We start from the raw sequence: 21,300 nt of genomic DNA on the forward strand, positions 1-21,300 counted from the left end.
GCCTGCACGGGCCGGGCGGGCCTCCGTGCCGCGGCGCGTCCCGCCGCGCCCCGCGCCGGTGCCGTTCCTAGAGTGGGGTCATGACTGGGCACACCTCGGGGTCCGACGCCGGACCCGACCTCAAGCCGCGTTCCCGCCAGGTCACCGACGGCCTGGAGGCGACGGCGTCGCGCGGCATGCTGCGCGCCGTCGGGATGGGCGACGAGGACTTCGCCAAGCCGCAGATCGGCATCGCGAGCTCGTGGAACGAGATCACGCCGTGCAACCTGTCGCTCGACCGGCTCGCGCAGGGCGCGAAGGAGGGCGTGCACGCGGGCGGCGGGTACCCGCTGCAGTTCGGGACGATCTCCGTCTCCGACGGCATCTCCATGGGCCACGAGGGGATGCACTTCTCGCTCGTGAGCCGCGACATCATCGCGGACTCGGTCGAGACGGTCGTCCAGGCGGAGCGCCTCGACGGGACGGTCCTCCTCGCCGGGTGCGACAAGTCCCTCCCGGGGATGCTCATGGCGGCAGCGCGGCTCGACCTGGCGAGCGTGTTCCTCTACGCGGGCTCGATCATGCCCGGCTGGGTCAAGCTCTCCGACGGCACGGAGAAGGACGTCACGCTCATCGACGCGTTCGAGGCGGTCGGCGCGTGCGCGCGCGGGCTCATGAGCCGCGAGGACGTGGACCGCATCGAGCGCGCCATCTGCCCCGGCGAGGGCGCGTGCGGCGGCATGTACACGGCCAACACGATGGCGTCGGTCGCGGAGGCGATGGGCATGTCGCTGCCCGGCTCGGCGGCGCCGCCGTCGGCGGACCGACGCCGGGACGCGTTCGCGCACCGCTCGGGCGAGGCCGTCGTCAACCTGCTGCGGCTCGGCATCACGGCGCGCGACATCATGACGAAGGAGGCGTTCGAGAACGCGATCGCCGTCGTCATGGCGTTCGGCGGGTCCACCAACGCGGTGCTGCACCTGCTCGCCATCGCGCACGAGGCCGAGGTCGACCTCACGCTCGCCGACTTCGACCGCGTCGCGAGCCGCGTGCCGCACCTCGGAGACCTCAAGCCGTTCGGGCGCTACGTGATGAACGACGTCGACCGCATCGGCGGCGTGCCCGTCGTCATGAAGGCCCTGCTCGACGCCGGCCTGCTGCACGGCGACGCGCTCACCGTGACGGGCCGCACGGTCGCGGAGAACCTCGCCGAGATCGACCCGCCAGACCCGGACGGCAAGATCCTGCGCGCGCTCGACGACCCGATCCACCACACCGGGGGCATCACGATCCTGCACGGGTCGCTCGCACCCGAGGGCGCCGTCGTGAAGTCCGCCGGGTTCGACGAGGACGTGTTCGAGGGCACCGCGCGCGTCTTCGAGCGCGAGCGCGCGGCGCTCGACGCCCTGGAGGACGGCACGATCACCGACGGGGACGTCGTCGTCATCCGGTACGAGGGGCCGAAGGGCGGCCCGGGGATGCGCGAGATGCTCGCCATCACAGGCGCGATCAAGGGCGCGGGGCTCGGCAAGACGGTCCTGCTGCTCACGGACGGCCGCTTCTCCGGCGGGACGACCGGCCTGTGCGTGGGGCACGTCGCGCCCGAGGCGGTCGACGGGGGCCCCATCGCGTTCGTGCGCGACGGCGACCCGATCCGGCTCGACGTCGCGAACAAGACGCTCGACCTGCTCGTCGACGCCGACACGCTCGCCGCGCGCCGCGACGGGTGGGCGCCGCTGCCCCCGACGTTCACGCGCGGGGTGCTCGCGAAGTACGCCAAGCTCGTCCAGTCGGCGTCGCGCGGCGCGATCCTCGAGTGACCGCGGAGCGCGCGGGCGTCGGAGGCGCGCACTAGCGTGGTGTCGCACCTCGCCGCAGCGACGCACCCCGGAGGACGGCCATGACCCAGACGGCGGACGACCGCATCACCGCGCGCCAGTTCCACGACAGCGACGGCGTCGAGGACTGGCGGTTCATCCTGAGGACGGTGCAGACGCTGTTCCGCACGGGGTCGTTCACCGCCGGGGTGGAGCTGGTCGACGCGATCGGCGAGCTCGCCGAGGCGGCGAACCACCACCCCGACGTGGACCTGCGGTACGGGACGGTGACGGTCCGGCTGACCTCGCACGACGTCGGGGGCGTCAGCGAGCGGGACGTGGCCCTCGCCCGGCAGATCTCCGCGGCGGCGCGCGAGCTCGACCTCGTCGCGGACCCGACGGCGGTGCAGGACCTCGAGATCGCGATCGACACGCTCGTCGGCACGGCGGTGCAGCCGTTCTGGCGCGCGGTCCTCGGGTTCGACGAGGGCGCGCCCGAGCTGCCCGCGCCCGAGCTCCGCGACCCGAGCGGGCGCGCCCCCGCGTTCTGGTTCCAGCAGATGGACGCGCCGCGCGAGCAGCGCAACCGCATCCACGTGGACGTGACGGTCCCGCACGACGTCGCGGAGGCGCGCGTCACCGCCGCCATCGCCGCGGGCGGGCACCTCGTGTCCGACCGTCGCGCGCCCGCGTTCTGGGTCCTGGCCGACGCCGAGGGCAACGAGGCGTGCGTGTGCACCTGGCAGGCGCGCGACTGACCGCGCCCCGTGGCGCCGGGGGTGAGACGAGCGCGCAAGAACCGTCCGGCCCCTGCGAGGCTGGTCCCGTGAGCGCCCGTCCGGAGAGATCGCCGCGCCGTCGTCGAGCCGCGCCCGCCGTCGTCCCGCTGGCCATCGTGACGGCCGCGGTCGTCGCGCTCGGCGGGTGCACGGCCGCCGGGGAGCCGGAGGCCGCTCCGGGGTCCTCCGCCCCGAGCCCGACGGCCACCGAGGACGCGCCGGGCACGCGCGACGAGCCGTCGGAGGAGACGACGCCCGAGGTGGTCGACCCGCTCGCCGACCGTCCCTCCGCGCCACCCGCCCAGGCGGTGGACGCGGGAACGGTCGCCGCCGGTGCACCCGCCGCGGCGAGCGGGACGGGGAGCGCCGCCGTGACGTTCGCGCGCGACGGCGACTTCGCCGTCGTCGTGCACCTGGACTGCGGTGACTGCGCCGGGACACGCGCGTTCATGGCGCCGACGGACGTCACGCCGTACCCGGGCGCGCTCGGTGAGACGACCGGGTCGTACCTCATGGACGTCTTCGAGGACTCCGCGCCGCAGCAGTCGATCTGGCTCGAAGCGTCGGGGGAGTGGTCCCTGCGGTTCGAGAGCTGGAACGACCTGCCGCCCGTCGCAGGGCCGCAGTCGGGCACGGGGCCGACCGTCCTGCGGCTCGACGGCAGCACGACGAGCGCGGAGGTGTCGTGGACGCCGGCGGCCCCCGAGGACTCGTTCCAGGGCCGGTACTTCGGGGTCACGCGCGAGGCGTCGCGCATGTTCGGCGACACCGAGGCGTTCACCGAGACGTACGACCTCGCGCTTCCCGGCGTCCTCGCCGTGAAGACCGCCGGCACGTGGAGCGTCACCCCGCAGGGCTGACGCCCGGTGTGCCGCTGACGAGACCCGGCCTGCGGGGTCAGGCGCGCGCGACGACGAGCTCGTCGTAGCCGGGCACCAGGACCCGCCGCTTGGCGCGGCGCGAGACGACGCGCAGGGGTGCGCCGTCGTCGAACAGCGCGTGCAGGAGCGCGGCGATCTCGGCGCGGGCGAGCGCGGCGCCGAGGCACAGGTGGCGCCCCGCGCCGAACCAGAGCTGGCGCGTCTCGCGCACGTAGGGGCGGTCGGCGCGGAACGGCCCGGCCGCTGTGTTCGCCGCCCACGTGAGGATCATGACGCGCTCCCCGGCGCGCAGGGTGCGGCCCGCGACCTCGACGTCGGCCGACACGCCCCGGCCGATCACCGACGCCGGGCTCGTCACGCGCAGACCCTCGCGCACTGCGTTCTCGACGGCGTCCGGCTCGCCGGCTGCGCGCGTGACGGGGTGGGCGCGCTCGTCGGCCAGGAGCCGGAGCAGGCGGTGCTGCTCGCCCGTGTCGATCAGGAGCGCGGTGGTGCGGGCCATCGCGGACGCCGACGTCTCGGTGCCCGCGACCATGAGCAGGCTCGCGAGCCCGGTCGTCTCCTCCAGCCCGAGGCCGAGCTCGCGGCACCGGCCGAGCAGGCGGTCGGCCGGCGCGTGCCGCCACCCGTCCGGGACGCCCTGGGTCAGCTCGGCGACGATCTCCCGCGCCGCGGCGACCTGGCCCGGCGCGAGGTACGTCGAGCCTGCGCTCCCGAGCGCGATCGACGCGAGGCGCTCGCCCGTCGCGAAGGCCGCGAGCGCGTCGTCGTCCGTCGGAACGGCCTCCGGCGTCGCGCCGGTCCCGGCGACCGCCGCTGAGCCCGGCCCTGAGCCCGCCCCGGTGGCCGCCGGGGACGGGATGCCGAGCAGCGAGATCATCATCCGGCCGACGAGCACGCGCGCGAGCCGGCCGACGTCGACCGACCCGCCCGCGGCGAGGGTGCGGCGCGCGTCGTCGAGCGCGAGCGACCACGCGCCGTCGACCAGCGCCGCGGCGCTCGCCTCGGTGAAGAGCTCGCGCGAGCGGGTGCGCAGGTCGTGGTGGCCCGGGCCGTCGAACAGGTCGAGGACCCAGTCGCCGAGGATCTGGGCCCAGAGGTGCCCGACCCCGCCCTCGCCGACGATCGTGAAGTGCCGGTGGTCGGTGAGGATGCGGCGACCCACGGTCGGGTCGGCCGTCACCCACCCGAGGCCCGGGACCCGGCGCAGCCCTCCGCCCGGACGCGGCCCGGTGAGCGCGCCGCCCACGAGCAGCACACCGGCCATCGCGGGGCGTGCGGCGGTGAGGACCTGCAGCTCGTGCCGGGTCGTGGGCAGGGCGCGACGTCGTTCGCGGGCGGGCACGGGGCCGGTCGTGGTCGCAGTCACGGGGTCAGTGTGGCGCACCGGGGAGGCCACGGGGCGGCCGCGCCGCCGTCCGGGGATGGGCACTTCACCCCATCGGAACCTGTGGACGACCGCCGTCCGAGGGGGTCTGCTTGGCTACTGTGTCGCGCGTGCCAGAGAACCCACCCCGCCCGGTAGCCCCCGGGTCCGCTCCCGTGCGTCCCGCGGCGGTGATCGCCGCCGTCGGGGTCCACCTGCCCGAGCGCGTGGTCGACGTGCGCGAGGCGGAGCGCGCGCTCGCGGAGCGCAACCCGGGCGCGGCGCCGCGCGTGCCGATGGTCTCGCGCCTCACGGGCGTGCGGCAGGTCCACGTGCTCCCCGACGACTGGGACGCCTCCGACCTCGCCGTCGCGGCCGCGGAGAAGCTGCTCGCGACCCAGGGCCTCGCGCCCGACGACGTCGACCTGCTGCTCTTCGCGTCGGCGAGCCAGGACATGGTCGAGCCCGCGACGAGCCACATCGTCGCCGCGAAGCTCGGGGTCCGGGCGCCCGTCATGGACGTCAAGAACGCGTGCAACTCCGTGCTCAACGCGATCGAGGTCGCCGAGGCGCTCGTCGCGACGGGCCGGTACGGGACGGTCCTCGTCGCGTGCGGGGAGGCCCCGTCGCGCGCCGTGCGCTGGGACGTCCCCGACCGTGCGACGTACCTGCTCTCAGCCCCGGGCTACACCATGTCCGACGCCGGGGCCGCCGTCCTCGTGCGCCGCGCCACCGCGGCGGAGGCCGACGCGCGCGACGGCTCCGGCGCCCCCGCGCCCCGCGGCATCCTCGCGAGCGCGTTCGGCGCCGAGTCGACGCACTGGGACGTCGGCATGCTCCCCGGGGGCGGCACCGCGCACCCGCGCGACCTCGAGCGCACCTACTTCGAGATCGACGGGTCCCGGCTCCGGGACGCGTTCCTCGCGCTCGGCCCGGGGGTCGTCCTCGACGCGCTCGGCCGTGCGGGGCTTACGTGGGACGACGTCGCGCTCGTCGCCGTGCACCAGGTCGCCGTCGCCTACCTCGACGACGTGCACGCCGCGCTCGGTCTGCCGACCGGCCGCACGCTCGTCACCGTCGCCGACCACGGCAACGTCGCCTCCGCGACGCTCCCGCTCCAGCTCGCGACCGCGCTTGAGACGGGTCGGGTCGGGCCGGGCGACGTCGTCGTGCTCGTCGGCCTCGCGGGCGGCATCAGCATCGGCGCGACGGTGGTGCGGCTGTGAGCACCCGGCGGTTCACGCGAGGAGTGGCGAGCACGCAGCGGCTCGCCGTCGTGGTGCCCGCGCGCGACGAGGCGCACGGGATCGTCGCGACGCTGGAGGCGCTGCGCGACCAGCAGGACACGGACTTCGACCTCGTCGTCGTGGACAACGGGTCGTCGGACGGCACGGGCGACCTGGCGCGCGCGACCGCGGCGGCGTGGGGCATGACGCGGTGGCGCGTCGTCGACGAGCCGCAGAAGGGCACGGGCGCGGCGGCCGACACGGGGATGCGGGCGGCGATCGCGCAGGGCGCGACCCACCTCGCGCGCACCGACGCCGACTGCCTGCCGCTGCCCGACTGGACCCGACGCGTGCGCGCCGCGTTCGCGAGCGGGCACGATCTCGTCGCGGGACGGCTCGTGCCGCGCACCGACGACCGCCCGGTCTCGCGCGTCCAGCAGGGCGTGCTCTCCGCGGCGGTGAGCGTCGCGAGCACGTTCGGGCGCTTCCGCCCCGGCAACCAGGACCCGTCCTACCTCGGGCCCTACGTCATGGCGCCGGGCTGCAACATGGCGATCACCGCGGCGCTGTACGAGGCGGCGGGCGGGTTCCCGCGCACCGCGATCGAGGACGTCCACGAGGACCGGGCGCTCGTCAACGCGGTGCGCCGTCACACGCGGCGGTACGGCGCGCACCGCGACGTCGTCGTGCGGGCCTCCACGCGCCGGGCGCACGCGTGGGGCCTCGTCCGCACGCTCGGCTGGTACGCCGACCACCGCTACCGGCCCGAGCTCGTGGACATCCGATGACCGGCACGGCGCTCGCCTCCGCGCCCGCCGGGCTCGCCGCGGCGATGCGCTGGGAGGAGCGGGTCCAGCGCGGGGCGCACCCGCTCGTGTACCCGGCGATCCGGGCCCTGCGGCACCGCGGCCCGGTCGTGCGCGTCCCCGGGATCGGGGTGGTCGTGTCCGACGCGGCGACGGCGCGCGCCGTGCTGCTCGACACCGAGCACTTCTCCAAGGTGGGCCCGGGGTCGCCGTCGGACCTGTGGACGCCCGTGCTCGGCCCGTCCGTGCTCCTCAACATGGAGGGCGCCGATCACGCACGCCTGCGCCGGGCGCTGTCGGGTCTCTTCACACCCCGTGCGGTGCGCGACCTCGTCGCGGTGAGCGTGCCCGACGTCCTCGCGGGCCTCGCCCCGCGGCTGCTCGCCGGCGAGCGCGTCGACCTCGTGGCGGAGACGGCGACCATGGCCGGGACGGTCGTCTGCGCGATGACCGGGCTGCCCCCGACGGACGCCGCCGTCCGTGAGGCGATGACCGCCGCGCAGTCCGTGGTCGGGCTCGTGCGCCTGCACCGGCGCAGCCTCACGCCCAGCCAGGTGCGGCACGCGCGCGCCGTCCTCGCACGGCTGTCCGCGCCGGCGCGCGACGCGTACCGCGCGGGGGACCCCGCGACCGTCCCCGGGCGCATGCGCGAGCTCGGGCTCTCGGAGGACGAGGCGCTCGGCGCCGTCGGCGCGTTCGTCCTCACGGGCACCGAGACCATCCAGTCGTTCGTGCCGCGCCTCGTGGCGCTCACCGCGGACACCGGCTGGCTCGACCGGCTCCTCGCGGCCGACCCCGGCGCAGGGCCGGAGGCCGCCGCGCTGCGCGGTCGCGTCGTCGAGGAGGCGCTGCGCGTCACGGCACCGACCCCCGCGATGCTGCGCTCGGTGCGCGCCGACGCGACCGTGGGCGACGTCCGCGTCCGCGCGGGCGACCGGGTCGTGATCGCGACGATCTCTTGCTGCAAGGACGCGGGCCCCTTCGACCCGGACGCCCCCGTCGACCCGGCGGTGCGGCACCTGTGGTTCGGCGCCGGACCGCACTTCTGCCTCGGGATGCCGCTCGCGACGGCCCAGGTCGATGCCGTCCTGGACGCCCTGCGCCCGGTCGCCGCGGCGGGTCAGAGCCTCCAGGTCACCGACCGCGCCGCCGCCCGCGGCGTGCTCATCCCGGCGTACCGCTCGCTCGTCGTACGGGCCGTCGGCGGTGAGGTGCGCGCGTCGGGCCCGGTCGCGGGATCGGCCGCGTCGTCGGCGGGGGAGGCGGCGTGACCACGCCCGACGCCGTATCCCGCCACCTGCTCGCCCCGATCCTCGCCCGCGGGGCCGCCGGGCACGCGTCCGCCGACGCGGTCGCGCTCCGGCGCTGGACGCGGCCGGGCCGCCGCGGTGCGCGCGTGCGCGAGGAGGTCACGTACGTCGACCTCGCGCGGCGCGTCGAGGCGACCGCGACGGCGCTCGCGGCCGACGGCCTCGCGCCGGGTGACCGCGCCCTGTTCTCGGTGCGGCCCCGGCCGGAGGGCGTCGTGCTCGCGTTCGGGGTGGTCCGGGCGGGCGGGACCGTCGTCTTCGTCGACCCCGGCTCGACGCCGGAGCTCTTCGCCGCGCGCGTGGGTGCGGCCGGGCCGTCGCTCGCGACGACCGAGTCGCTCCTCTACGCCGTCTCGCGCGGGCCGCTGCGCCGTCTGGCCCGGTCACGAGGCCTGCTCCTGCCCGACTACGCGAGCCTCCCGCTGCGGCACGTGCACGCCGGCGCGTGGCTCCCCGGGGTGCCGCGCGGCTCGCGCGCCGCCCGCCGCCTCGCCGCGAGCGCGGTCGATCGCGCGGCGCTGCCGCCGCTCGACCCGGACCGTGAGGCGCTCACCGTCTTCACGTCCGGCACGACGGCGCAGCCGAAGGCCGTCGTGCACACGGCCGGGTCGCTGCTCGCCGGGTGCGACCTGCTGCGCGACGTGTTCGCGCTCGCGCCGGGCGACGTCGTGCACACCGACCAGATGCTGCTCGGCGTCCCGGCGCTGCTGGCGGGCGCCACGTGGTCCGTGCCGGCCGACCCGCCGGGCCGCGACATCACGACCTTCGCGCGCCAGCTCGACGGCGCCGCAGGCACGTACCTCGTGCCCGCGGACGTCACGGCGCTGCTCGACGCGATCGAGGCCGGGACGGTGCCTGCGCACGGGCCGCGCGTCGCGCTCGTCGGCGGCGCTCCCGTGACCCGCGCGCTCCTGGAGCGCGCGACGCGCGTGCTGCCCGGCACGCGGTGGGTCGCGGTGTACGGGATGACGGAGATCCTGCCGGTCGCGGTGGTCGAGGCCCGCGAGAAGCTCGCGCACGCGGGCGACGGCGACCTCGTCGGCGTCCCGCTGCCCGGCACGGTCGCGCGGCTCGACCCGGTCGAGGACGAGGAACCCGAGGACGGCCGCGACGACGGCGTCGGGGAGCTCGTGCTGTCCGGGCCGTCGCTCATGGCGGGCTACCTGCACGACCTCGACGCCCCCGCCCGGGGCGCAGGCGAACGGGCCGCAGAGCACCGCACCGGCGACCTCGCGCGCCTCGACGACGCGGGGCGGCTCGTCCTCGTCGGCCGCACGCGGGACATGATCATCCGCGGCACGACGAACATCTACCCCGGCCTCTACGAGCCGCGCGTCGCGGCGCTCGACGGCGTCGGCGAGGCGCTGCTCGTGGGGGTGCCCCAGGTGGACGGCGACGAGCGGGTCGCGCTCGTCGTCACCTCGGCGCCGGGAGACTCTCGGCCGGACGCGGGCACCGGGACCGACCCTCGGCCCGACGCCGGTGCGGCGGTGCATCTGGACCCGCACCACCCGCTCGTGGACCGGGTGCGCACCGCGCTGCCGGGCGTGCTCGACCACGACGCGCTGCCGGACGTCGTGCTGCTCGCCGACCGCATCCCGCTCGCCGGTCGCTCGCGCAAGCCCGACCGCGCCGCGCTCTCGCGCGCCGCCGCGCAGTTGGTGCTCGCCGCGCCGCTCGGGAGCGCCGCGCCGACCGTGCCCGCCGCTCCGGCCGGACTCGTCGAGCCGGTGGTAGCCGCCGCGTCGACCGCCGTCGGCCGAGACACCCCCGGCACCCGCGCGTGAGGGTTGTCGTCACCGGGGCGTCGGGGTTCGTCGGGGGAGCGGTCGCGCGCGGGCTGGTCGCCGACGGCCACGAGGTCTGGACGTCCTCCCGCCGCGACCCGGCGGTCGACGGCGCCCGGCACCTCGCCTGGGACCTCACCACCGGTCCGCTCGCCGACGCGCCCCCGGTGGACGCCGTCGTGCACGCGGGCGCCGCCGTGTCCGACTGGTGCGCGCTCGACGTCGCGCGCGCCACGAACGTCGCCGGGACGCTCGCGGTCCGCGACACGTTCCCCGGCGCGCGGTTCGTGCACGTCTCGTCCGGCAGCGTGTACGACCCGTACCGCCCGAGCGTCCGCGCGCGCGAGCACGAGGCGCCGGTCGCCCGGTACCTCGACGCCTACGGCACGACGAAGGCGGAGGCCGAGCGCGCGCTGGCCCGCGACGTCGCGCGCCACCCCGACCGCGGCGCTGTCGTCGTCCTGCGCCCGCACGCCGTCTACGGGCCGGGCGACTCGACGCTCCTGCCGCGCGTCGAGGCCGCCGTGCGGCGCGGACGCCTCGTCCTGCCCGGCGGCGGACGCGTCCTCCAGTCCCTGACCCACGTGGACACGCTGCTCGCCGCGGTGCGCGCCGCCGTCATGCTGCCCGACACCGCGGCCCGCGCGCCCGGCGCGGGGGACGGCGCGGCCGGAGGCCCGCTCGTCGTGAACGTCGCCGACGCCGAGCCGGTGGTCCTGCGCGACGCGCTCGCCGACGCGCTGCGCCGCCGCGGTACCGCCGTGCGGGTCGTCGCCGTCCCGGTGCGCCCCGCCTGGGCGCTCGCGGGCGCGGTCGAGACGGTCGCCCGGCGGCTGCGCCGCCCCGAGCCGCCACGCCTGACCCGGTACGCGCTGAGCCACCTCGCGATGGAACGCACCTACGACCTCGCGGTCCTGCGCGACGTGCTGGGCGTCGACCCGGCTCTCACGAGCTTCGTCGGGGCCGAGCGGTGGTAGCGGCGAAAGCCCTGGGTATCGTGACGCCGACCCGCTAGGTTGCCCGGGTGGAGACCGGGACCGACCTCGCGCGGCGCTACTACGACGAGGTCGTCGGGCCGATCCTGCTCGGCCGCTGGCCCGGGCTGCCGCACGCGGCGGGACGCCTCGGGAGCGGGTCCGACGTCCTCGGGCTCGACGACGCGACGTCGCGCGACCACGACTGGGGTCTGCGCCTGACGTTGCTGGTCGACGAGCCGATGGTCGACGAGGTCGACGCGCTGCTCGGCGCGGCGCTGCCCGACACGTTCGCCGGGCACCCGACCCGGTTCCCGACCACGTGGAGCCCGCACGGTCCGCACCAGGTCGAGGTCGCGTCGCCGTCGGGCTTCGTCACGTCGCGCCTCGGCGTCGACGCGACGCGACCGCTCGCCGTCGACGACTGGCTCACGCTCACCGGTCAGGCGGTCCTCGAGGTGACGGCCGGGCCGGTGTTCGTGGACACCGGCGGCCAGGTCACCGCGGCGCGCGAGCGCCTCGCCTGGTATCCCGACGACCTGTGGCGGTACGCGGTCGCCGTCGACTGGGCGCGGATCGGGCAGGAGCTGCCGTTCGTCGGCCGGACGGCGGAGCGCGGCGACGACCTCGGGTCGCGCGTCGTCGCCGCCCGGCTCGTGCGCGCAGCGATGCACCTCGGCTTCCTGCTCGAGCGGCACTGGACGCCGTACGCGAAGTGGTTCGGGACGACGTTCGCCGCGCTCCCGCGTGCCGCCGCCGCCGGGCCCGACCTCGCGGAGGCGCTCGCGGCCGACGACTGGCGGGCGCGCGAGGCGGCGCTGTGCCGAGGGCTGGAGACCCTGCACGACCTCCAGGGCGAGGTGGGCCTCCCGACCGTGACCGACGTCGTCGTCCCGTTCTTCGACCGGCCCTTCCGGGGGCTCGGGCCGGTGGCCGACGTGGTGACGTCCGCGATCCAGGACCCGGTGGTGCAGGCGCTGCCACCGGGCGTCGGGACCGTCGAGCAGTGGGTCGACGACGTCGACGTCCTCACGGACCCCGCCCGTCGCGTCGCCGCGGCGCGCGGCGTCGGGCAGGCTGGGACCAGGACCCCCTGACCCGAGAGGAAGCCGTGCGATGACCTCGTCCGCACCCACCCCGGACCCCCTGCCCCGCGGCGGGTGGCCCGGCGCCGAGACGCCCGGTGACGCCCCCTGGTGGACGCGCTCGGTCGTCTACCAGGTGTACCCGCGCTCGTTCCAGGACACCGACGGCGACGGCATCGGGGACCTCCCGGGGATCACGCGACGCCTCGACCACCTGGAGCGGCTGGGCGTCGACGTCGTGTGGCTGTCCCCGGTGTACCGGTCGCCGCAGGCGGACAACGGCTACGACATCAGCGACTACGAGGACGTCGACCCGCTGTTCGGGTCGCTCGCGGACCTCGACGCCCTGATCGAGGGGCTGCACGCGCGCGGGATGAAGCTCGTCATGGACCTCGTCGTCAACCACACGAGCGACGAGCACCCGTGGTTCGTCGAGTCGCGCTCGTCGGCGCAGAGCCCGCGGCGCGACTGGTACTGGTGGCGGCCCGCGCGCGAGGGCATGGAGCCCGGCGCCCCGGGCGCCGAGCCGACGAACTGGCGCTCGTTCTTCGGGGGCAGCGCGTGGCGGTTCGACGAGGCCTCGGGCGAGTACTACCTGCACCTGTTCGACACCAAGCAGCCGGACCTCAACTGGGAGAACCCCGACGTCCGCGAGGCGGTCTACGCGATGATGCGGCGGTGGCTCGACCGCGGCGTCGACGGCTTCCGCATGGACGTCATCAACCTCATCTCCAAGGACGTCGCGCCCGACGGCTCGCTGCCCGACGGCGAGGTGCACTGGGGCACGTACGGGGACGGGAGCCCGCACTACACGGACGGCCCGCGCGTGCACGAGTTCCTCGCCGAGATGCACCGCGAGGTGTTCGCGCCGTACCTCGCCCAGGGCCGGGAGATCCTCACGGTGGGGGAGACGCCGGGCGTGACGGTCGAGCACGGCGTGCGGTACACCGACCCGGACCGTCGCGAGGTCGACATGGTGTTCCAGTTCGAGCACATGGGCATCGACCACGGCGCGACCCGGTACGACCCGGTCCGGTGGGACCTCGCCGACCTCAAGGCGACCCTCGGCCGCTGGCAGGCGGGCCTCGCCCACCGGGGCTGGAACGCCCTCTACTGGGACAACCACGACCAGCCGCGCGTCGTCTCGCGGTTCGGCGACGACTCCCCGGAGCACCGCGTCGCCTCGGCGAAGGCGCTCGCCCTCCTGCTGCACCTGCACCGCGGCACGCCCTACGTCTACCAGGGCGAGGAGCTCGCCATGACGAACGCACCGTTCACGCGGATCGAGCAGTACCAGGACGTCGAGTCGCTCGGGTACTTCCGCGAGCTCACCGGTCGCACGGGCGCCCCGCGCCTGCGGACCGACGGGGAGATGCTCGCCGTGCTCGCGCACGCGAGCCGCGACCACGCCCGCACGCCCGTGCAGTGGGACGCGAGCGCGAACGCCGGCTTCACGACGGGGACGCCGTGGCTCGAGGTCAACCCCAACCACACGACGATCAACGCGGAGGCCGCCTGGGCCGACGAGGACTCCGTGCTGCACTTCTACCGGCGGCTCGTCGCGCTGCGCCGGGAGGAGCCGGTCGTCGCGCTCGGCGACTTCCGCATGCTGCTGCCCGACCACGAGGCGGTCTACGCGTTCACGCGCGCCCTCGACGCGACCGGGCCCGACGGGACGACCGTCCGGGACGAGCTCCTCGTGCTCGTCAACGTCGGCGGCGTCCCGCAGGACGTCCCGGCCGGGACGCTCACGGGCTGGGAGGACGCGTCGGTCCTCGTGACCACGCACCCCGGGCGGGCCGACGACGGCACCCGGCCGGGCGCCGTCGGGCACCTGGAGCCGTGGGAGGGACGGGTGCTCCGGCGCACCGGGCCGCGCCCCGCACGTCCCAGTGCGTGAGACGGCCGCCTCGACACGTGACATCACCGGGACATGGGCGTACAGTCCCAGACGTGCAGACGATCCTCCTTGTAGTACTTCCTGAGCGCGCCGGCTGAGGCCACGCCACCAGGCTTCGTCAGCGCGCTCACCCCTCGTCCAGCCCGGCATCCCGGGTCCGAGGGGTTTTTTGTTGCCACCACAACGCCATCAGCACGGCAGACAGACCGCGGCAGGCCTACCCGGCCACCGCGAGCGCCGCACCCGCGAGACCCGCGAGGACCGGCACCCGCACACCGCGACCAGCACGACCGCACCACCACGGTCGGCTCCGGCTCCCGGCGGAGCGCCCCACGGGGCGCCCGCCGGGCCGAGGCCACGACACGCAGGAGACACCATGGCCCAGGGTCCCACCCCGGCACCTCCGCGACAGGGCGCCCCGGCGCCCGCCGCCGCGGCGCCGAAGCCCGCCCCGACACCCGCGTCGGTCGCCCCGCGCGGCGACGTCCGGCGCGCAGCCACGGCTCGCCCGGCCGGCGCCTCGAACGGCGCCCCGACGGGCGAGGAGATGACGGGCGCGCAGTCGATCGTCCGCTCGCTCGAGGAGGCCGGTGCCGAGGTCGTCTTCGGCATCCCGGGTGGTGCGATCCTCCCGACGTACGACCCGCTCATGGACTCCCAGCGCCTGCGCCACATCCTCGTGCGCCACGAGCAGGGCGGCGGCCACGCGGCGCAGGGCTACGCCCACGCGACCGGCCGCGTCGGTGTCACGATGGCGACGTCGGGCCCGGGCGCGACGAACCTCGTGACCCCGATCGCCGACGCGAACATGGACTCGATCCCGCTCGTCGCGATCACCGGCCAGGTCGCCGAGTCGATGATCGGCACCGACGGCTTCCAGGAGGCGGACATCGTCGGCATCACGATGCCGATCACCAAGCACTCCTACCTGGTCACCGACCCGGACGACATCCCGCGCACCATCGCCGAGGCGTTCCACATCGCCTCGACCGGCCGCCCGGGCCCGGTGCTCGTCGACATCGCGAAGTCGGCGATGCAGTCCCGCACCACGTTCTCCTGGCCGCAGGACGTGCAGCTCCCGGGCTACCACCCGGTGACGAAGCCGCACAGCAAGCAGATCAAGGAGGCCGCGCGCCTGCTCGCGACGGCCCGGCGCCCGGTCCTGTACGTGGGCGGCGGCGTGATCCGCGCGAACGCGTCGGCCGAGCTGCGCCGCCTCGTCGACCTGTCGGGCGCGCCCGTCGTGACGACGCTCATGGCCCGCGGCGCGGTGCCCGACACGCACCCCCAGAACCTCGGTATGCCCGGCATGCACGGCACCGTCCCGGCCGTGGCGGCGCTGCAGAAGGCCGACCTCGTCGTGTCGCTCGGCGCCCGCTTCGACGATCGCGTCACCGGCGCGCTGTCGAGCTTCGCCCCGCACGCGCAGGTGGTGCACGCCGACATCGACCCCGCGGAGATCGGCAAGAACCGTGACGTGGACGTGCCGATCGTCGGCGACCTCAAGGAGGTCATCACCGACCTGCTGCCGGAGCTCGAGCGTGAGCACGAGGCCAAGGGCAAGCCGGACGTCGAGGCCTGGTGGCGCCAGATCGACGACTGGCGCGAGACGTACCCGCTCGGCTACACGGAGCCCGACGACGGCCACCTCGCCCCGCAGCACGTCATCTCCCGCCTGGGCGAGATCTCGGGCCCCGAGTCGATCTACGTCGCGGGCGTCGGGCAGCACCAGATGTGGGCGGCCCAGTTCATCCGCTACGAGCACCCGCGGACGTGGCTCAACTCCGGCGGCCTCGGCACCATGGGCTTCTCGATCCCGGCGGCCATGGGCGCGAAGGTCGGCCGCCCCGACGCCACGGTGTGGGCGATCGACGGCGACGGCTGCTTCCAGATGACCAACCAGGAGCTCGCCACCTGCACGATCAACGAGATCCCCATCAAGGTCGCGCTGATCAACAACAGCTCGCTCGGCATGGTGCGCCAGTGGCAGACGCTGTTCTACGACCAGCGCTACTCGAACACGGACCTGCACACCGGCCACGGCACGGCGCGCGTGCCCGACTTCGTCAAGCTCGCCGACGCGTACGGGTGCGAGGGCATCCGCGTCGAGTCGATGGGCGAGGTGGACGCCGCGATCAAGCGCGCGATGGAGATCGACGACCGCCCGGTCGTCATCGACTTCAACGTCTCGCGCGACGCGATGGTGTGGCCGATGGTCGCCGCCGGCGTGAGCAACGACGACATCCAGTACGCGCGGGGCATCTCGCCCGCCTGGGACCGGGAGGACTGAGCGAAATGCAGCGGAGGTTGAGGGCCGCAGCGAAGCAAGGCACTCGGCTGCAGCGCAATGCAGCCTCGATCCGACCCCTGTCCCTGGAGGACTGACCGATGTCCCGCCACACCCTCTCCGTGCTCGTCGAGAACAAGCCCGGCGTGCTGACGCGCGTCGCGGGCCTGTTCGCCCGCCGCGCCTTCAACATCCACTCCCTCGCCGTCGGCCCCACGGAGCACGAGGAGATCTCGCGCATCACCGTGGTCGTCGACGTGGAGGAGCGCCCGCTCGAGCAGGTGACGAAGCAGCTCAACAAGCTGGTCAACGTCATCAAGATCGTCGAGCTCGACTCGACCGCCTCGGTGCAGCGCGAGCTCCTGCTCGTCAAGGTCCGCGCCGACGGTGCCCACCGCACCGGCGTCCTCGAGGTCGTCAACCTGTTCCGCGCGAAGGTGGTCGACGTCGTGCCCGACGCCGTGACCATCGAGGCGACCGGCACGGGGGAGAAGCTCGACGCGCTGCTCGGAGCCCTCGAGCCCTACGGCGTGCGCGAGATCGTGAAGTCGGGGACCGTCGCCGTCGGGCGCGGGTCCCGTTCCATCACGGACCGCGCGCTGGAACGCGTCGTCCGCTCCGCCTGACCATCGCCTACCCTCGCACCGAGACCCTTGCGGGCGTCGGTGCGCACCGGTCGCCGTTCCGCGCGACACCGCAACAGACCCCTGCACCGCAACGAAGAACCGAGGAGATCCATCGTGGCTGAGCTGTTCTACGACGACGACGCCGACCTGTCCATCATCCAGAGCAAGAAGGTCGCGATCGTCGGCTACGGGAGCCAGGGTCACGCGCACGCCCAGAACCTGCGCGACTCGGGCGTCGAGGTCGTCGTCGCCCTGCGCGAGGGCTCCAAGTCCGTCGCGAAGGCCCAGGACGAGGGCTTCGAGGTCAAGTCCGTGGCGGACGCCGCGGCGTGGGCCGACCTGATCATGATCCTCGCGCCGGACCAGCACCAGCGCTCGATCTACAACGACGAGATCAAGCCGAACCTCGCTACGGGCAAGACGCTCGCGTTCGCGCACGGGTTCAACATCCGCTTCGGCTACATCGAGGCCCCCGAGGGCGTCGACGTCATCCTCGTCGCCCCGAAGGCCCCGGGCCACACGGTGCGCCGCGAGTTCGTCGCGGGTCGTGGCATCCCGGACATCATCGCCGTCGAGAAGGACGCGTCGGGCCAGGCCTGGGACGTCGCGCTGTCGTACGCGAAGGCGATCGGCGGCACCCGCGCGGGCGTCATCAAGACGACGTTCACCGAGGAGACCGAGACCGACCTGTTCGGCGAGCAGGCCGTGCTCTGCGGCGGTGTGTCGCAGCTCGTCCAGTACGGCTTCGAGACGCTGACCGAGGCCGGCTACCAGCCGGAGATCGCGTACTTCGAGGTGCTGCACGAGCTCAAGCTCATCGTCGACCTCATGTGGGAGGGCGGCATCGCCAAGCAGCGCTGGTCCGTCTCCGACACCGCCGAGTACGGCGACTACGTCTCCGGCCCGCGCGTCATCGACGCCCGCGTCAAGGAGAACATGCAGGGCGTCCTCGCCGACATCCAGTCGGGCGCGTTCGCCAAGCGCTTCATCGACGACCAGGACGCCGGCGCGCCGGAGTTCACGGCACTCCGCGAGAAGGCCGCGCAGCACCCGATCGAGAAGGTCGGCAAGGAGCTGCGGTCGCTGTTCGCGTGGAAGCAGCAGGACGCCGACTACACCGAGGGCAGCGCCGCACGCTGACGCAGGCAGGGCGACGGAGGAGCTCTTGCCGGAGTCGGCGGGAGGTGTCTGCCCGACCGTAGGTACCGAGGGCAGCGCCGCGCGCTGACCACTCCGCTCCACCGGGGGTGGGTGACCGACTCGCGCGTTCCGTGCGAGGGGTCGCCCACCCCTTCGTCGTCCCACCGGTCGCCGTCGCGACCGGCCGGTGAGCGGTGCGGGTGGTGCGCGGCCCCGTGCGCCAGGATGGGGGGCATGACCCGACAGGCGGACGAGGGAGACCCGGTGACGGACGACGTGACGGTGGACGAGCGGGCGGCGGAGATCCTGGCGTTCTGGGAGCTGGCGCGGCCCAGCGCGGGCATGGCGCGGCTCGGCGTCGTCACGGGCACCACGGTGTCCGAGAGCGTGCCGCCTCCCGCGTGGTCGTTCGGGGACAACCCGGCGCTGGCGGACGACCTGCTCATGGCGGTGCTCACGGGGGAGAAGACGGCGACGTCGTCGGCCCTGTGGGAGTACGAGGAGACGGGCGAGGCGGTGCCGCGCGTCGGTGAGCTGTCGATCCTGCTCGACGGCGCGGGCCACCCGCGCGCGCTGATCCGCACGACGTCGGTCGAGGTGGTCGCGTTCGAGGACGTCGACGCGGACTTCGCGCACGCGGAGGGCGAGGACGACCGGTCGCTGGAGTCGTGGCGCGTCGAGCACGAGAAGTACTTCCGTCGCGTCCTGTCGCGCGAGTTCGCGCGGGACATGCCGCTGGTGTGCGAGCGGTTCGAGCTGCGCTACCCGCGCTGAGCGCGGCGAGGATGAGCGGTGGCCGGCCGTGCCACGGTCGGCCGGCCACCGCTCGCGAGGTAGGTGAAGAGGACTACCCCGGGACGGAGGGCGCGACGACCGGGTGGTCCGGTCGTCCCGCGGCGGCGAGCAGGAGGGTGCGCACGTCCTCGGCGACGACGGAGCGCGCGCCGCGCAGGACGGCGAGCTCGGGGACGGCGCTCGCGACGACCGCTCCCGTCCGCTGGTCGGTGCCGCGCAGGACGGCGGCGGTCGCCTCGGCGAGCGGCGCGCCGCACGCGACGCCCGTGGGCCCGCCGAGCACGACGGCGTCGGGCTCGAGGATGGCGACGACGGGCTGGAGGACGATCGCGACGCGGAGCGCGAGGTCCTGCACGAGGTCGTGCACCGCGGTGCTGTCGCGGTGCGCGGCGAGGGCGGCGACGGCGTCGCCGTAGGAGGAGCCCTCCTCGGTGATGCCGGGGACCCCCGCGCGGGCGCAGAGCTCGACGAGGCGGAGACCGCCGACGAGGTCCTGCACGTTGACCGAGTCGTCGATGCCGGCGGCGGGCACGGGGAGGTAGCCGATCTCACCGGCGCCACCCGCGGTGCCGTGGTGCACGCGGCCCTCGAGCCACGCGCCCATGCCGATGCCCTCGCCCAGCCACAGCAGCGCGAAGCTCTCCTCGTCGCGGCCGGCGTCGCGCTCGGCGATCGCGGCGAGGTTGACGTCGTTCTCGACGTGGACGTCGATGCCGAGCGCGTCCTCGAGGTGTGCGCGCAGCCCGCGACGCGGCCAGCCGGGGAGCTCTCCGACGAGGGCGATGTCGCCGGTGCGCGGCGCGACGGCGGCCTGCACGCCGACGACCGCGGTCGCGACACGGGAGACGGGGATGCCGGCGTCGGCGCAGGCCTCGTCGCGCGCGGCGAGGACGTCGGCGGCCGCCGAGCGCTCAGGACCGGCGGCGACGGTCGTCTCGCCGAGCGTGCGGCCGAGCGCGTCGACGACGCTGGCGCGCACCCCGCCGGGCACGACGTCGAGCGCGAGTCCCACGACGACGTCCGTCCGGGCGGCGTACTGCGTGGCCTGGGGGCCGCGCGCCCCCTGCACGGAGCCCGTGGGCTCGATGAGCCCCGACTGCTCGAGCCGTGCGACGATCTGCGAGGCGGTCGGTCGCGAGACGCCGGTGCGGTCACCGATCTGGGACCGGGTCAGCGGCCCGACGTCGAGGAGGAGCTCCAGGGCCGCGCGGTCGTTGATGGTGCGCAGGAGCCCCGGGGTACCGGGGACCCTCGACGTGGCGGGCGCGGTCATGGTCGGTCCTTCGACGGGCTTTAGGAAAGTTTACTAATAGTGGACCGCCTGAGCGCGGAACGCAACTCGACGCCCGTCCGAGACGTGAGACCACCGTCCCGAAGGGTGGCGGCGCGGCGTAGGCTCGCCGACATGACGCGCACCATTGATCTGGCAGTCGTGGCCGGCGACGGCATCGGGACCGAGGTCGTCGAGCAGGGGCTCGCCGTGCTCGAGGCCGCCGTGGCCGGCTCGGACGTGAAGGTCTCCACGACGCCGTTCGACCTGGGTGCGCGCCGCTGGCACGCCACGGGGGAGACGCTCACCGACGCGGACCTCGACGCGATCCGCGGGCACGACGCGATCCTCCTGGGCGCGATCGGCGACCCGAGCGTCCCGTCCGGCGTCCTCGAGCGCGGCCTGCTGCTCAAGCTGCGCTTCGCGCTCGACCACTACGTCAACCTCCGCCCGGGCAAGCTGTACCCGGGCGTCACGTCGCCGCTCGCCGACCCTGGCGAGATCGACTTCGTCGTCGTGCGCGAGGGCACCGAGGGCCCGTACGTCGGCAACGGCGGCTCGCTGCGCACCGGCACGCCGCACGAGATCGCGACCGAGGTCTCCCTCAACACGGCGTTCGGCGTCGAGCGGGTCGTGCGCGACGCGTTCGCCCGCGCCCAGGCGCGTCCGCGCAAGCACCTCACGCTCGTGCACAAGCACAACGTCCTCGTGCACGCGGGTCACCTGTGGCGCCGCACGGTGGAGGCCGTCAACGCGGAGTTCCCCGACGTCACGACCGACTACCTGCACGTCGACGCCGCGACGATCTTCCTCACGACGAAGCCCTCGCGCTTCGACGTGATCGTCACCGACAACCTGTTCGGCGACATCCTCACCGACCAGGCCGCCGCGATCACGGGCGGGATCGGCCTCGCCGCGTCCGCGAACATCAACCCCGACCGCACCGCGCCGTCGATGTTCGAGCCCGTGCACGGCTCGGCACCGGACATCGCCGGGCAGGGCAAGGCCGACCCGACCGCCACGGTGCTGTCGGTCGCGCTGCTCCTCGACCACCTGGGCCTCGGCGACGAGGCGCAGCGCGTCGAGGCGGCCGTCGCCGCCGACCTCGCCGAGCGGGGGAGCCGAGTACGCTCGACGGCCGAGGTGGGCCGCGAGCTCGCCGCTCGCGTCGCCGGCTGACACGCCGTCACGGGCCCCTCGCAGGCCCGGGCACCGGTTCGCCGCAGTCCCCGCACCTCGGTCGTCATCGCCCCAGGACCGGATCCCTCCCGT

General features: G+C 74.9%; 17 protein-coding genes. 15 read left to right on the top strand and 2 right to left on the bottom strand.

The window, feature by feature from the left end:
- Nucleotides 1–80: 80 nt before the first annotated feature.
- The 3 genes from ilvD (at nt 81) to ACPCUX_RS08355 (ending at nt 3,435) form a co-directional block, all read left to right on the top strand.
- Nucleotides 81–1,799: a dihydroxy-acid dehydratase gene (gene ilvD, locus ACPCUX_RS08345; protein WP_021482630.1), complete on the top strand. Its 1,719-nt coding sequence runs from the start codon at nt 81–83 to the stop codon at nt 1,797–1,799.
- 80 nt (nt 1,800–1,879) lie between these two features.
- Complete coding sequence (locus ACPCUX_RS08350; RefSeq protein ID WP_396052256.1) at nt 1,880–2,554, top strand: 4a-hydroxytetrahydrobiopterin dehydratase; 675 nt, start codon at nt 1,880–1,882, stop codon at nt 2,552–2,554.
- A gap of 68 nt (nt 2,555–2,622) precedes the next feature.
- A complete protein-coding gene (locus tag ACPCUX_RS08355; protein WP_423388540.1) occupies nt 2,623–3,435 on the top strand; it encodes a hypothetical protein in 813 nt (270 codons plus the stop codon).
- A gap of 37 nt (nt 3,436–3,472) precedes the next feature.
- Here the strand turns inward: ACPCUX_RS08355 and ACPCUX_RS08360 are convergent, their stop codons facing one another.
- Nucleotides 3,473–4,825: a cytochrome P450 gene (locus ACPCUX_RS08360; protein WP_423388541.1), complete on the bottom strand. Its 1,353-nt coding sequence runs from the start codon at nt 4,823–4,825 to the stop codon at nt 3,473–3,475.
- Between the two features lie 128 nt (nt 4,826–4,953).
- On the opposite strand from ACPCUX_RS08360, the gene ACPCUX_RS08365 reads away from it, so the two are divergent.
- From ACPCUX_RS08365 to ACPCUX_RS08415, 11 genes are all read left to right on the top strand, one after another.
- Nucleotides 4,954–6,048 carry a 3-oxoacyl-ACP synthase III family protein gene (locus ACPCUX_RS08365; RefSeq protein ID WP_240696671.1) on the top strand — a complete coding sequence of 365 codons (1,095 nt, stop codon included), beginning with the start codon at nt 4,954–4,956 and terminating at the stop codon, nt 6,046–6,048.
- Entirely contained in the window at nt 6,045–6,836 is a 792-nt protein-coding gene (locus ACPCUX_RS08370) for a glycosyltransferase family 2 protein (protein ID WP_423388542.1), read from the top strand. Before ACPCUX_RS08365 ends, ACPCUX_RS08370 begins: the two co-directional genes overlap by 4 nt.
- Nucleotides 6,833–8,125 (top strand): cytochrome P450, encoded by a 1,293-nt coding sequence (locus ACPCUX_RS08375; RefSeq protein WP_423388543.1) that lies wholly within the window; start codon nt 6,833–6,835, stop codon nt 8,123–8,125. Before ACPCUX_RS08370 ends, ACPCUX_RS08375 begins: the two co-directional genes overlap by 4 nt.
- Nucleotides 8,122–9,951, top strand: a complete 1,830-nt coding sequence (locus tag ACPCUX_RS08380) for a class I adenylate-forming enzyme family protein (RefSeq protein WP_423388544.1) — start codon at nt 8,122–8,124, stop codon at nt 9,949–9,951. The genes ACPCUX_RS08375 and ACPCUX_RS08380 overlap by 4 nt, the downstream gene beginning before the upstream one ends.
- Nucleotides 9,948–10,928 carry an NAD-dependent epimerase/dehydratase family protein gene (locus ACPCUX_RS08385; protein WP_423388545.1) on the top strand — a complete coding sequence of 327 codons (981 nt, stop codon included), beginning with the start codon at nt 9,948–9,950 and terminating at the stop codon, nt 10,926–10,928. Before ACPCUX_RS08380 ends, ACPCUX_RS08385 begins: the two co-directional genes overlap by 4 nt.
- A gap of 47 nt (nt 10,929–10,975) precedes the next feature.
- Nucleotides 10,976–12,022 (top strand): DUF4037 domain-containing protein, encoded by a 1,047-nt coding sequence (locus ACPCUX_RS08390; RefSeq protein ID WP_423388546.1) that lies wholly within the window; start codon nt 10,976–10,978, stop codon nt 12,020–12,022.
- A gap of 19 nt (nt 12,023–12,041) precedes the next feature.
- A complete protein-coding gene (locus ACPCUX_RS08395) occupies nt 12,042–13,910 on the top strand; it encodes an alpha-glucosidase (RefSeq protein WP_423388547.1) in 1,869 nt (622 codons plus the stop codon).
- A 376-nt stretch (nt 13,911–14,286) separates the two neighbouring features.
- The gene (locus ACPCUX_RS08400; RefSeq protein WP_034654410.1) at nt 14,287–16,200 is read left to right on the top strand and encodes an acetolactate synthase large subunit; all 1,914 of its coding nucleotides are present in this window, start codon (nt 14,287–14,289) and stop codon (nt 16,198–16,200) included.
- Nucleotides 16,201–16,298: 98 nt separating this feature from the next.
- Entirely contained in the window at nt 16,299–16,823 is a 525-nt protein-coding gene (gene ilvN, locus ACPCUX_RS08405; protein WP_074809857.1) for an acetolactate synthase small subunit, read from the top strand.
- Nucleotides 16,824–16,937: 114 nt separating this feature from the next.
- Nucleotides 16,938–17,963 carry a ketol-acid reductoisomerase gene (gene ilvC / locus ACPCUX_RS08410; RefSeq protein ID WP_021481959.1) on the top strand — a complete coding sequence of 342 codons (1,026 nt, stop codon included), beginning with the start codon at nt 16,938–16,940 and terminating at the stop codon, nt 17,961–17,963.
- Nucleotides 17,964–18,197: 234 nt separating this feature from the next.
- Complete coding sequence (locus tag ACPCUX_RS08415) at nt 18,198–18,737, top strand: ASCH domain-containing protein (protein WP_043654067.1); 540 nt, start codon at nt 18,198–18,200, stop codon at nt 18,735–18,737.
- Nucleotides 18,738–18,810: 73 nt separating this feature from the next.
- Here the strand turns inward: ACPCUX_RS08415 and ACPCUX_RS08420 are convergent, their stop codons facing one another.
- The gene (locus ACPCUX_RS08420; protein ID WP_051028086.1) at nt 18,811–20,031 is read right to left on the bottom strand and encodes an ROK family transcriptional regulator; all 1,221 of its coding nucleotides are present in this window, start codon (nt 20,029–20,031) and stop codon (nt 18,811–18,813) included.
- Nucleotides 20,032–20,163: 132 nt separating this feature from the next.
- Between ACPCUX_RS08420 and ACPCUX_RS08425 the strand changes: the two genes are divergently transcribed.
- Complete coding sequence (locus ACPCUX_RS08425; RefSeq protein WP_034654425.1) at nt 20,164–21,207, top strand: 3-isopropylmalate dehydrogenase; 1,044 nt, start codon at nt 20,164–20,166, stop codon at nt 21,205–21,207.
- The last annotated feature ends 93 nt before the right edge of the window (nt 21,208–21,300 follow it).

Source organism: Cellulosimicrobium sp. AB352, from assembly GCF_049538415.1.
Taxonomy (GTDB): domain Bacteria; phylum Actinomycetota; class Actinomycetes; order Actinomycetales; family Cellulomonadaceae; genus Cellulosimicrobium; species Cellulosimicrobium funkei.

Coding starts and splice junctions, on each gene's coding strand:
- ACPCUX_RS08415 (WP_043654067.1), top strand. CDS start 18,198: ATGACCCGACAGGCGGACGAGGGAGACCCGGTGACGGACGACGTGACG.
- ilvD (WP_021482630.1), top strand. CDS start 81: ATGACTGGGCACACCTCGGGGTCCGACGCCGGACCCGACCTCAAGCCG.
- ACPCUX_RS08350 (WP_396052256.1), top strand. CDS start 1,880: ATGACCCAGACGGCGGACGACCGCATCACCGCGCGCCAGTTCCACGAC.
- ACPCUX_RS08400 (WP_034654410.1), top strand. CDS start 14,287: ATGGCCCAGGGTCCCACCCCGGCACCTCCGCGACAGGGCGCCCCGGCG.
- ACPCUX_RS08375 (WP_423388543.1), top strand. CDS start 6,833: ATGACCGGCACGGCGCTCGCCTCCGCGCCCGCCGGGCTCGCCGCGGCG.
- ACPCUX_RS08425 (WP_034654425.1), top strand. CDS start 20,164: ATGACGCGCACCATTGATCTGGCAGTCGTGGCCGGCGACGGCATCGGG.
- ACPCUX_RS08395 (WP_423388547.1), top strand. CDS start 12,042: ATGACCTCGTCCGCACCCACCCCGGACCCCCTGCCCCGCGGCGGGTGG.
- ilvN (WP_074809857.1), top strand. CDS start 16,299: ATGTCCCGCCACACCCTCTCCGTGCTCGTCGAGAACAAGCCCGGCGTG.
- ACPCUX_RS08420 (WP_051028086.1), bottom strand. CDS start 20,031: ATGACCGCGCCCGCCACGTCGAGGGTCCCCGGTACCCCGGGGCTCCTG.